Raw genomic sequence first — 10,882 nt, 5'->3', positions numbered from 1 at the left:
AGCTCAAGCGATGATGACGCAGACTCAAGCGAAGGCGACAGCTCAAGCGATGATGACGCAGACTCAAGCGAAGGCGATAGCTCAAGCGAAGGTGGTAATTCAGCTATGCGTTGCTCTGCTGCAGCTCAGCAAATGCTGGACGCTACAGAGGATGAGTATATTGATGATATTCACGATATGGTTCGAGCAGGCCTTGAACAAGATGCAGACGAAGCGCAACGCGCTGGTGATGTGGTGGATGGAATCGATAATCAGCCTTTTCAAATTAGCCGACACAACGTCTGTGGGGTCATGGATAAATCTGCGGCAATCCAAGCTAGTCGACGGGTCAAAAACCCACTTCATCGCGTGCTATTCGATATGAATAAGACCGAAAGAAGTTACCGTCGTCGAGGTAGTAACTTGGATAGCGATAGATTAGCAACTGTGCCAGCAGGAACTCGCAATGTGTTTAAGCACGAGCAAACGACTCGCGCTCCGAACACTGCCGTAAGCATATTGGTAGACAACTCAGACAGTATGAGTTGGGCTTGTACGGTGAATGGGGTCTTTCATCCAGAGAACTGGAAAATGGAAACCGCAAACGCCTGCACGTATGCTTTAAGCTATTCGCTGCACAAACTTCCGGGAGTTACAAACGAGGTGCTTTACTATCCTCGGGGTTACGAAGGGATTCATGTGGCAAAGAGCTTTTCCGAAAAATCTGCGCAGCCTAAGAACTTTGAAGTGAATGCAACTGGTGGAACGCCAACCGGCCCAGCTATGATGGCAGCTATTGCTAGATTAGCAGTCCGGGATGAGCCTAGAAAACTACTGTTTGTTCTCACTGACGGTGATCCAAATTCAACCGTAGCCGTTGAGCAAGCGCTTGAGGTTGCCTTGGTTACCGGAGTGAAAGTTGTTGCAATTGGTGTGGGTACTAACCATGTAAGCGGGTTTGATGAATCTGGCTTTGTTTGCGTGGAAGACATCAGCACTTTGCACTTAGCTGTAAAGGAAGCGATTGCACAATCTTTATTGTCTGTCGCATAACGAACTAGCGTGAGAGCTTCGGCTCTTGCGTTTCTACCGCACATCCCTTGGGGTGTGCATCTCAAAGGTGTTTTTCGAGACATTTTTGAGATGTACACTAGATATTTTGGCGTAACATGTTGTAATCTGATAGTGCCTTTCACGGGCAATCCACACAACGACTTAGTCGTTATCATCTGGGTGAGCACTCACCATTATTTGACGTTTCAACCACGTTTCGAGAAAGCATCGCTCAAGAGCTCAATCGGCACTTAATCCATGCTTTTTCCTTCATTGTTTTTCGCTATTCACATAAACCTTTTAGGCACACCATCTTGGTGTGGTGTTTGACGATTAACAATGTTCGGTGGCCAGTCCTCATAGACTAGTCGCCACTTCGTTATGCTCAGCGAAATTAAATAAGAGCGCCGCCTTAATTGGCAATCAACCTTTCATTCGACTTACCAGTCGCTTGATTATCTATCTAAACCCTCTCGGGAATACATCGCCCGACAGGGTTGTTGTATCTCCTCAGAGGTTTTTCTCGTGGAGGAGATCACATGTTGCGTTTTACGTTAACTAAGAAAAATGGCGTTGAGACAAAGCTTGCTTTGCGTCAATTGCCAAATGGCAAAAAAGTTCTTGCCGGCGGTTGCATGAAATGGGGGCCCGGGTTTTCTAAACCGAATCCAGCTTCATCAGCTTAAAACAACTTAAAGGCCACTTCCGTGGCCTTCATTCAGCTCGCAGGGATCACCTAAACGTCATTCCCTGAGGGCTTTTAGGGACCCTTGTGATTCCAAATTGAATGCGGAGTAGTTAAATGTACCGGCCAGAACACTCAAAAATCAGTAAAGTGAAAGCTCTTGTGGAATCCAGTGGTGGATGGCGCAAGGTGTTTTCAAACTACCCAGGTCTTAGTCACGCAATAGAAAAAGCTGATAAGTCCAATGCATCGAATCCACCGCAGGTTCCTTGCCCTCGCTCTTTACAAGGTAAAACTAAGTTTCGCCTGTTTAAAGATTGGGAGTACACAGGTGGTGGCTATCACAATGACGAAGGCGCTATGCCTGACGGCATTGAAGTGATGACATTTATGGAGGGCTCTAAAAACGGAGCGCTGGATGTCATCATAGATATCTTGGGTGGTGATCTTCGGTCTGTAACCAAACACCAGATTCAGCATGTTCAACAACAACAACAATCTGTTCGAGAACAACAGCTAGATCCTCAGGAAGTTGCGCAGCGGCAAACAAAGGTTGAAAAAGTCTTTTCTAGGGCTTCTTTCGCTAGAGATTCGCAGGCTGTTCACAATTACCTGCGAAGTAGAGGGTTACAGGGAGACTTTCGTTTATTACCTGATGCGCTCGGTTTTGCCGATCCACTTTGGTATGGCGATGACACCACAACACAACCGTTAAAGTTGGCGGGCATGCTGGGGATTATGTCGGATAGCGACAATAGGAATGTTACGCTTCATCGTACATTTTTAAATCCTACGACTGGCGCAAAAGCAAAGGTCAAGCAGCCCAAGCAGCTGATGCAGTCTCCGTCCTATATTGGCGGTTGCTCCATCAAGCTCGATCAACCCATTGCTGCGGGCGATGGTGCATTAATAGGTCTCTGCGAAGGGATTGAAACTGCATTGGCGTGCCGTGAGGCAACAGGGCTACCTATGTGGTCATGTTATTCCAACACCTTACTTGAGATGGTTGAACTCTACGATGGCATTACGAATGTAGTGATCTTCGCAGACAAAGACGTATCTGGAGCAGGTCAACGGAGTGCTGCCACATTGGCTCGCCGGCTTCGCACTGCTGGTATTGATGTTCAGGTACATGTACCTGAGCTTGATATTCCGGAAGGTGCTAAATCAGTGGACTGGCTGGATGTTTACGTGCAAGAGGGGGCGCTCGCGTTTCCTTTTGGTATACCGCCACAGTTCGCTGTCAATACGGGAGTAACGCTACCAGAGGAAGCTTAACGCTTCGCCTGTAGCAGTCGAAGAATGTACCGTTGGAGAAGTCTGCTTTTGCAGTCTTCCCTCCAGTGGTGCGTTCACTAAAGCTTGCTTTAATGGAGTTGGCTTTAGGAACGCACCAACTAAACCTGGAGATCCAACATGCAAATTCACTTCTTTGATTTCACTACGTCAAAATTGTTCTTAAACGATGGCCAAACAATTATTAATGTGCCAGTGCACCTATCTGAAGGATGGGTTGCCATTGAGCGCGTTACCAAGTGGGCTCGTCGTTTCGGGCATATAGAGCCAACAGATTCTGTCTGTGGGTGCTAAATGACAGGGATTGTGGGGCTGGCAAGTTCAGCCTCCCTCCTACCTTTAATGGCTTATAGCAAAGCGGACGCTTTCCTATGCGTCATTAGCTACCAACTCCCCTTCTGTGTAACTCACGTCATCTTTTGATGAATCTGCAGCGCCTCGCTGCCGTAAGTTCCGCAGAAATTGCCCCACGTCACCTTGACAAGTGTTGCTGACATTTTTGTTGGTACGGGCAGAGCATGTTGCATCGACATGTAAAACCGATGTCTCGCCGAAAGGCTATCAACCTTTGTTCTTGCTTAACCAGCTTGAACATTACAACCAACCTGCGAAGGGCGAACACTGCCCATTGCGGGCTAGTTTGTCCTTCGCTTCTCGTGGAGGAGAAACTATGAAGGAATCGATCCCTTTAGCTATTGCTAAGGACGTTGGAGACAAGGCCAATATTTTGAATATGGGATCTGTTTCTGACGAAGCTCGAGACATAAGTGTTTGGCTTTGGGTTGCGGGTAACGAGCGTTACTTACTGCTCAATCAGGCACGACAGTTCATTAATTATCGAAAGCTGCCGCAAGGCACATCGCTGGCAAAAGCGATTGAACTTCAAAACTCTACTTTGGACACGTTCCCGAGGGTGGCGTTATGAAGAAGCTTTGGGTGTTACTCGCGATTTGCGGGATCGGGTTAGTGCATGCAATGGATGCCGACGATCCGTACCTTGCTGAATCAAATGAGCTGGCTTCACGTCACTACACGCTGGCAATCCAGCAACCATAACCCAAGTGGGGGAGCCCACATGGGGCTCCTGCCACCGCTAAAACCTATCTCTGTGGAGGAGAAACACTATGACTACTGCTGAATTATTTCGACAAGCAATGTTGAAGAAAGCAACTCAAGAACAAGTCAACGAGTTAAAGATTCGTCTCAAACGAACATTGAACTACTGGTATGAGGTTGTTCCAACAGCCAAGCCAGGCTCATTGTTTCATCGCTCGGCGCTGAAGTTTGTTGACGAAACCAAGAGGCGATTAAGCTTGGTTGAACAACTTCCATGCTGAACGCCAAGGTTATTTAGCTGAGCTGCACATCGCTAAATAACCCAATCCGATCCTAAAAGGTACACGTCCTTAATTGGGCTGTGCCTTTCCTAATTTTGAGCGGCAAGGATTTACATAACGCCTAACGCTTTAAAAAAACCCGCTTAACGGTGATCAAACACCTTGAACGGGTGGTCTGATACCCGCAGTGGTCTTTTATCTCGGATGCACTGTTGGGCACTCACTAGCCGCAATAGGACTTGCTGCATCCGTTTAACCCAAAAAATAGATAGCGAGCAAGTCGCCAATTAATCGTGGAGTGAGAACTATGAGTGGATTCTTAGGAATTGTATTGCGTCAGCGGTTACTTCAACGCTGGTCACTAATGGATTGCCATCGTAACGAAAACGTCTTGGAGCATACTGCTGTAGTCGGAATGTTGGCATTGTTGGCTGGCCATATTGGTCGTCATCAAGGGCGAGACTTGAATGTTGAAAAGATGATAAATCACGCCTTAGTGCATGATTTTAATGAAGTTTTGACCCAAGATGTGATCTCGCCAATCAAGGCTGCCAACGCAGAAATTGCCTCAGGGTATGCGAAGCTGGAAGCCGCTGCGGAAGCTCAAATCTTAGATACGTTGCCAGATTATCTGCGTGATGCGATTTATGATGATTGCCATCCGGGCGGGTACGAACAGGAGCTTGTAAAGGCTCTGGATTCGTATGCTGCGTATATCAAATGTCGTCAAGAAATGGCGGCGGGCAACCAAGTCGAGTTCGGTGACGCACTCACTAAAATGACTGAACTTGTCGAAAAGTTGACTGCGAAATATCCAGAGCTTTGTGAATTACATCGCTTATTCGGTGACTCTTTGTGTTCATCGGTTGACGAACTTCTTCGTTCTAAAGCCGCCGATCATATTGTATTGCCGCTAGACGAAGCGTCACGCAAACGAGCGTAGCGCTTCAATCAAATTTACCCTTACTGGGACCACTTCCCGGTAAGGGGAGTGGTGCCATATGACGTCTCGTGGAGAAAATAATGGCAACACTTAATACAAACCAGCGTTGTGAGCTGGCCGCGCAGGTATATCGGGCGGTTTACGAAACAACGGAATCAATCGAAGACTTGGGAACGTGCGTTAATGCGTTACTCGTCTACCTTTTGGGCTCTATCGTTAGTGACAGCATTGTTTGCATCGGCAACGAACGCCCAAGTGACCAGGACTTCAGAAACGTTTTAAGTACTGCTGGTGTGTATGCCGCAGTGATTGAAGCCGGAGTGCTAGTAGAGGAAGGTGAGTAATGCGGATCATCATCACGTTAGTATTGATACTTCCTTTGTCTGCGCTTGCATCAGCATCAGAAATGGCCGATGAAACTATGATCGAAGTTACGATGATTCGAGCTATAGGATTGGTGGCCGCAGCATTTGTTGCGGGGCTTGTGCCGAGTTTAGCTGGCTGGGCTATCCAAAGAGCTAAGTTCAATGAGCAAAGGTTCCGAGACAAATACGAGATGGCATTACGAGATCTGCTTTTCCTGTATCAAGTTGAAAAGTTCTATGTACAACAGAACTATGAGCTAGTTGGGGCGAGCGGGCGCAATACTGTCAGGCGCCGAGTTGTTGATGAGACGTCACTATCTTTGAGTGGTCGTTTTACACCAAGCGCTATCGAGAAAGAGTTACGAAACAGCAAGGAGCTGTAGTCGTACATCCACCGAAAAAGGTCGCTAGTGCGACCTTTTTTTTGGGTAAAACCAACTGAATGGTAATCGGCCCTTATCGAACAAGTTTATTTTTTAATTTTCCGACTTATTTCAACAACTCTCAAGAGAGCAATTGTTTAACTCTTTCTTGGATATGCTCGCAGAAAAATAGTGGCCGACATCCAAGATCTGACTCAAGCCATAAGGCCCATTCAGAGTCATTTGTCACCAGCGGCCCCGAACGGCCTTGAATGTTCACATGGTCATAAAACATGCAGAACATAGACTTCATCTCAAGATTGAGCATGCCCAGTAACAACTGATCTAAAGCAACAACAAGGGCCTTCATGACTTTGCTTGCATCTTCGCCAGTCCAACTGTCTGGAGAAAATGAAATACCTAACCGATCAAGTTCCCTACCATTAAGTGTTTCCAGTCCCGTCGCTCCTTCATTTAGTTCCCCTGTGACGACTTTAGGGTGAACATACCAGTTTCTCACCTTAATGAGTTGGTCTAAAGTTTGTATACAATTCGCGCCACGATCAAAGCTTCGCGGCTTTGGGATAAGCATCGAAAATAGTTCAATCTTACCAATGGCATCCAGTCTGTCGATTGAATCCGCAAGGCGAGCCCTAATCTTGACAAACTGGATGAGGTTGTTAGCAAGAGCTTCAACAGTAAAAGCACAATGCAATATTGCACCCTTCGCGTGAAGATTGTTTGATTGATCTTGAACACTGGATTTAGCTAGCCGTGTATAGCCCACAGCATCTTTGAGGACAGGCAAAAAAGGCTTGCGAGTGAACTTATCAGTCATAAGTTATTTCCGTCGTTATTTAATGTCAGATTTGCAGCCACATTTGCGGCACTTCGCTTGCTTGCCTCCATCAACAATTTCCCAATCAACAAAATCATCACAATCATTTGGGCAAGACCAGAAGTACGTCTTCGTGGGTTTGTTATCCAATAATTCAGTTATGCCCTCTAGCGAGTTCAGCCATGTAGCGGCATCCTCGCAACGATAAGTAATAAGCTGCACAATGCTCTCTAAATCGTTTGCTAAATCACGGTTGATAATGTGTTCATGGTGAGCGATCCGATTCCTCAGCGTCCGAATGGACTCTAAAGCCTCATAAATGTCGGTCATTAACTCCTGAGTGGTAAAATCCGCAGGATGATTAGGGAACACGCTTAAGAGGTGATCATTCCAAAGGCGCTCTTTGTGTCTACTGGTAAACATTTTTTGCCAAAAGACGAATTTAAGCTCTGGGATTACCTTACCTGTGGTGTCAAATCGCCTTCTTGCATTTATTAGATCGGCTCTAGGGTTATACCGACCCCTTGATGGAAGGGTAAGAGCAAAGGCTTCATTCCACGGCCAATTCTCATCCCCATAGACGATTTGCAGTACCTCATGAACAGCATTTCGAACTATGACTTCACAGATATGTAGAGGCACCATGAAGGCGGCTGATGTTTGGGCATTCCAACCATAAAGCGCCATAGCACTCTCGATGCAGTGCGGTTCGCCAAAGTGCTCAACGAAGGTTCTAATTCTTGTCTCAGAGAGTGCCTTGGCTACATTGTGTAATTCTATTGACCTTGAAGCCATTTATCCCTATCCTTAATTCACTAGCTACGAGATTCGCGGGCGAAAGCCTCCACTTGTAGACATACGAAAGTCGAGAAGCCCATGCCTAGCATGGGTTTTTTCGTTTTAGCCCCAAAAAGCTTCTCGTGCAACCACGCTCATGTCGAGCGTATCAGTTGCTAATAACTTCTTTGTAGTTCCTGCTTAGCGGGTTGTTTTCTAGGCAAATAGCCGAGTCTCAATCACTTAATTTCAGTACGACTAACTCGCACAATAGAGTCAATTACACTTCCACTACTCATGTGTTTGATTGCATCTTTGAGCAAAATACTCCAAACGTCATCGTCGTATTCATGGTCGTCGTAGATTTCTTTATCAAGCCACGCATGGCGCTGTACAGGTGTAAGCTCTCCGGTAGCCATATCCTCCAAAATTACAATCTGAGAGGCTGTCCAGCCGCGGGTTAACCGCCCATCATCGATATAAAATGCATCATTATCAAAGTCGGATAGATCGAAGCCGGCGAGCGTGTCAGTAATTTGCTCTTTACAGTAATTTTCGAGGTCCGACAAAGTAGCGTTTTCGGATGAGACGACGGGTAACGTCATGTTGGTTTGATAGAGCGTTGGAGTACCTTCTAAACCCTGACCGGATTCGACGAAGTCGAGCCCTTCAAAAACGGCGTAAAAGCTCTCGTATTTGACTTCCATTTTTGGTCACCTTTTAAGCTGTAAGTTAGCCGTTAATAACATGTGTAGTTGCGGTAATACAAGTAGATTGACAATACAATTGATATCGCAACCAAACGAGTCTTTCAGGTGTAGTAAAAAGCTACTGGCCTGCTGAAGTTTTTACAGCAGGCTAATGGCAACGCGCATCGATTGTTCATCCCGCTTATCGTAGCGGCGAGTGGTTGATATGTCGGCATGCCCCATGAGTTTTTGAACCGTAAATATGTCTACGTCAGCACTCAAAAGTCGAGTTGCGAAGGTGTGTCGCACATCATGCGGCTTAAACAGCTCTACGCCAGCGGATGTTGCCAATGTTTCCAGAATACCTTTAATAGAGCTACGGGTTATGGGCGGTTGATATTTTTGCCCTAATTCGTCCGAGTAGTACAAGGGCTGGCGATTACGGTTGGTTCGCAAAAACAAAGGCCCATCTTCCAAGCCCCGAGTAGCTAACCAGGCTGACAGCGACGCAGACAATTTATCGTTAATGAATGCTTTTCTTTCTTTATTCCCTTTACCTATTACATATATTTCTTTGGTATCCATGTTGATGTTAGATAATTCGATATTAGCAATTTCACTCCTTCGGAATCCGCAGTAATACAGGGCGTCAAATATAGCTCGGTCACGAATGGATTTGTAATCATTTAATTGCTCCAATGACTGCGACACCTTTATATATTCTTCATTTGAAATAACGCGACTTCTACTAATTCTGGTTCCTTTTGCGGAGCGTATTGATTTAATTCTAAGGTACGTGTTGGCATCAACTAAATCTAATTCCCAAGCCTGCTTCATTACGCCTTTAATAGCGCTCAAATAAAGATTAATTGTAGCTGGAGCTTTATTTTCATCTAAAAAATACTGCTTTATTTGTTTAACGTGTTTAGCTGTGATCTGATGCCATGGGCAATTGCGATGGTGCGAACGGCCGAGCAACTTAGCCACCGCGTTGAGATAGATAGTCATGTTGTCAAAGGACAGTTTGGATTCAAGCGTGCGTAAGTATTCATCCGATGGTGATTCACCTTGAGCTGGATCGAATACGTCAATGTGACCAACTGAGTCTGTAAGTACCAATTCCATCGCTAACCACCTAATTAATGTTGTTGAGCACCATTAAATATGTCCGTTCAACATTACTTCACAAAATATGTATTTTGTTAATGTAATGGGGCAGAGTGGTGTTGTAAAGCTTTTATCGTGAAAGGTCACGATTGATTTTTTGAGGGTAGGGCGGGAGAAGCGGAGTACAGGTGTGCTATATTTCAATCGTGAACAATCACGACAAAGGAAAGGCTGCTTATGGCCAAGAATCCGTACAACCGAGAATTGCTGGAATTCATGGATCAGCAAGGTAAACGACTATTGCGATATGACATCGCCGACCAAGAAGCTATGTTTGAGCGCATTGAAAAGCTGCTCCATGCTGACTTAGATGAAGGCAAATTATCCAAATCTCTTGAGCGCTTAGTGTTGCGCCACATGCCTAATCGCGATGATGTGGTTCGCTTGCTTAATAATCGTCGGAGCTGGCGTCGGAATTTAACAGGCACGCGAGCCAAAACGATCTATGTAAGTAAGCAAAATAAAGAGCGAATTGATACGTTGGTGAACGTTCTAAACTACGATTCGGAAGACGAGCTGATTACTGAGCTGTTGAATGCGATGGCTACGGACCCTAAAGCCCGTGCCGATGCTGAAAAATCAAAAGATTCGATTGTCGTTCCTATTCACCTCAAAGCCAGCATGGACGAAAAAGCATTGGTAGACGAATTGATTAAACAACTACCAGCTCCGTTTGCTGATCTGCTCGATGAAACCAATTAAAACTAGCAAGGTTACAAGCGAGCAGGCCAGCACGCCTACACGGTAAAGCTAAACAGTCCTGCGATAACCCTAATCTAAAATTCCAAAATCGGCTCGTACACCGTGAATCGGCAATCATCGCTATCAGAGTAATAGGTAGACGTGGAATCAGCGCAAGTCTTGTATGCCGGCTCGTGCAAAATTTCTAAGCAGCTATCACCTTGATCGGTGCTGCCGTCCGGGCACTCGGCCGGTTCGGCCGCACTTATAGCGATGTCAGCGCACGAGTTATCGGTTTGCAGCGAGCCACCATCATCACAGTAGTATGATTTACTCTTGGTTTTAGGTGTTTCACATTTTTCTGTACTGGCGTTATAGGAATAATCAAGGTGAGAACAACCTTTTATGTAGTCAGCCTTGATGTCACTAGATAGACAATATTCAGACCAAACAGACCCTTCAGGGTAGTAACCAGATTTACAGTCAGCTGGCATGTAGTAAGGGTCGTAGGAGCATACCATGTCACCGCTAGTGTACTCGTAATGCACAACCATTCCGGATGGGCAGCTTTCACCAGCGCTTATTCGGGTTGTCTCGGATGTGCAGTCGCCCCCGTATGCTGCGATGTAATTAGGGGTTCTAGGGATTTTCCCCTCTAAAAAGACTTAATCCTCTGTAGACCACACCAATAAATGGCTGCGGAGGTGGGT

At 45.9% G+C, this 10,882-nt stretch carries 15 protein-coding genes; 10 read left to right on the top strand and 5 right to left on the bottom strand.

What is annotated here, in order from left to right:
* From K0504_RS18130 to K0504_RS18095, 9 genes are all read left to right on the top strand, one after another.
* A partial coding sequence (locus tag K0504_RS18130) for a VWA domain-containing protein (protein ID WP_220105574.1) occupies positions 1-1,032 on the top strand: 1,032 nt, incomplete at its 5' end.
* 802 nt (positions 1,033-1,834) lie between these two features.
* Positions 1,835-2,995 (top strand): DUF7146 domain-containing protein, encoded by a 1,161-nt coding sequence (locus tag K0504_RS18125; RefSeq protein WP_220105573.1) that lies wholly within the window; start codon positions 1,835-1,837, stop codon positions 2,993-2,995.
* Between the two features lie 138 nt (positions 2,996-3,133).
* Complete coding sequence (locus tag K0504_RS18120) at positions 3,134-3,307, top strand: hypothetical protein (protein ID WP_220105572.1); 174 nt, start codon at positions 3,134-3,136, stop codon at positions 3,305-3,307.
* 376 nt (positions 3,308-3,683) lie between these two features.
* Positions 3,684-3,938, top strand: coding sequence for a hypothetical protein (locus tag K0504_RS18115; protein WP_220105571.1), 255 nt, complete (start codon positions 3,684-3,686; stop codon positions 3,936-3,938).
* On the top strand, positions 3,935-4,069 hold the full coding sequence (locus K0504_RS18515; RefSeq protein WP_264082975.1) for a hypothetical protein: 135 nt from the start codon (positions 3,935-3,937) through the stop codon (positions 4,067-4,069). The genes K0504_RS18115 and K0504_RS18515 overlap by 4 nt, the downstream gene beginning before the upstream one ends.
* A gap of 68 nt (positions 4,070-4,137) precedes the next feature.
* A complete protein-coding gene (locus K0504_RS18110; protein ID WP_220105570.1) occupies positions 4,138-4,350 on the top strand; it encodes a hypothetical protein in 213 nt (70 codons plus the stop codon).
* A gap of 307 nt (positions 4,351-4,657) precedes the next feature.
* A complete protein-coding gene (yfbR, locus tag K0504_RS18105; protein ID WP_220105569.1) occupies positions 4,658-5,293 on the top strand; it encodes a 5'-deoxynucleotidase in 636 nt (211 codons plus the stop codon).
* An 80-nt stretch (positions 5,294-5,373) separates the two neighbouring features.
* The gene (locus K0504_RS18100; protein ID WP_220105568.1) at positions 5,374-5,637 is read left to right on the top strand and encodes a hypothetical protein; all 264 of its coding nucleotides are present in this window, start codon (positions 5,374-5,376) and stop codon (positions 5,635-5,637) included.
* On the top strand, positions 5,637-6,041 hold the full coding sequence (locus K0504_RS18095; protein ID WP_220105567.1) for a hypothetical protein: 405 nt from the start codon (positions 5,637-5,639) through the stop codon (positions 6,039-6,041). Before K0504_RS18100 ends, K0504_RS18095 begins: the two co-directional genes overlap by 1 nt.
* Positions 6,042-6,162: 121 nt before the next feature.
* Here K0504_RS18095 and K0504_RS18090 read toward each other — a convergent pair whose 3' ends face one another.
* The 4 genes from K0504_RS18090 to K0504_RS18075 form a co-directional block, all read right to left on the bottom strand.
* Positions 6,163-6,858, bottom strand: coding sequence for a hypothetical protein (locus K0504_RS18090; protein WP_220105566.1), 696 nt, complete (start codon positions 6,856-6,858; stop codon positions 6,163-6,165).
* 15 nt (positions 6,859-6,873) lie between these two features.
* Positions 6,874-7,653, bottom strand: a complete 780-nt coding sequence (locus tag K0504_RS18085) for a hypothetical protein (RefSeq protein ID WP_220105565.1) — start codon at positions 7,651-7,653, stop codon at positions 6,874-6,876.
* 221 nt (positions 7,654-7,874) lie between these two features.
* Positions 7,875-8,342: a hypothetical protein gene (locus tag K0504_RS18080; RefSeq protein WP_220105564.1), complete on the bottom strand. Its 468-nt coding sequence runs from the start codon at positions 8,340-8,342 to the stop codon at positions 7,875-7,877.
* 141 nt (positions 8,343-8,483) lie between these two features.
* Positions 8,484-9,449, bottom strand: a complete 966-nt coding sequence (locus tag K0504_RS18075) for a site-specific integrase (protein ID WP_220105563.1) — start codon at positions 9,447-9,449, stop codon at positions 8,484-8,486.
* A gap of 219 nt (positions 9,450-9,668) precedes the next feature.
* Between K0504_RS18075 and K0504_RS18070 the strand changes: the two genes are divergently transcribed.
* Complete coding sequence (locus K0504_RS18070) at positions 9,669-10,193, top strand: hypothetical protein (RefSeq protein ID WP_220105562.1); 525 nt, start codon at positions 9,669-9,671, stop codon at positions 10,191-10,193.
* Positions 10,194-10,267: 74 nt separating this feature from the next.
* On the opposite strand, the gene K0504_RS18065 is transcribed toward K0504_RS18070, so the two are convergent.
* The gene (locus tag K0504_RS18065) at positions 10,268-10,720 is read right to left on the bottom strand and encodes a hypothetical protein (protein WP_220105561.1); all 453 of its coding nucleotides are present in this window, start codon (positions 10,718-10,720) and stop codon (positions 10,268-10,270) included.
* Positions 10,721-10,882 lie beyond the last annotated feature (162 nt).

It is taken from the genome of Neiella holothuriorum (assembly GCF_019457915.1).
In the GTDB taxonomy this organism is placed as follows: domain Bacteria; phylum Pseudomonadota; class Gammaproteobacteria; order Enterobacterales; family Neiellaceae; genus Neiella; species Neiella holothuriorum.
Note: the sequence above shows the minus strand (reverse complement) of the source record. Positions and strands in the feature narration are given on the sequence as shown.

Bases quoted from the DNA above. Each gene is read 5' to 3' on its own strand.
- K0504_RS18125 (WP_220105573.1), top strand. From the start codon at position 1,835: ATGTACCGGCCAGAACACTCAAAAATCAGTAAAGTGAAAGCTCTTGTG.
- K0504_RS18120 (WP_220105572.1), top strand. From the start codon at position 3,134: ATGCAAATTCACTTCTTTGATTTCACTACGTCAAAATTGTTCTTAAAC.
- K0504_RS18115 (WP_220105571.1), top strand. From the start codon at position 3,684: ATGAAGGAATCGATCCCTTTAGCTATTGCTAAGGACGTTGGAGACAAG.
- K0504_RS18515 (WP_264082975.1), top strand. From the start codon at position 3,935: ATGAAGAAGCTTTGGGTGTTACTCGCGATTTGCGGGATCGGGTTAGTG.
- K0504_RS18110 (WP_220105570.1), top strand. From the start codon at position 4,138: ATGACTACTGCTGAATTATTTCGACAAGCAATGTTGAAGAAAGCAACT.
- yfbR (WP_220105569.1), top strand. From the start codon at position 4,658: ATGAGTGGATTCTTAGGAATTGTATTGCGTCAGCGGTTACTTCAACGC.
- K0504_RS18100 (WP_220105568.1), top strand. From the start codon at position 5,374: ATGGCAACACTTAATACAAACCAGCGTTGTGAGCTGGCCGCGCAGGTA.
- K0504_RS18095 (WP_220105567.1), top strand. From the start codon at position 5,637: ATGCGGATCATCATCACGTTAGTATTGATACTTCCTTTGTCTGCGCTT.
- K0504_RS18090 (WP_220105566.1), bottom strand. From the start codon at position 6,858: ATGACTGATAAGTTCACTCGCAAGCCTTTTTTGCCTGTCCTCAAAGAT.
- K0504_RS18085 (WP_220105565.1), bottom strand. From the start codon at position 7,653: ATGGCTTCAAGGTCAATAGAATTACACAATGTAGCCAAGGCACTCTCT.
- K0504_RS18080 (WP_220105564.1), bottom strand. From the start codon at position 8,342: ATGGAAGTCAAATACGAGAGCTTTTACGCCGTTTTTGAAGGGCTCGAC.
- K0504_RS18075 (WP_220105563.1), bottom strand. From the start codon at position 9,449: ATGGAATTGGTACTTACAGACTCAGTTGGTCACATTGACGTATTCGAT.
- K0504_RS18070 (WP_220105562.1), top strand. From the start codon at position 9,669: ATGGCCAAGAATCCGTACAACCGAGAATTGCTGGAATTCATGGATCAG.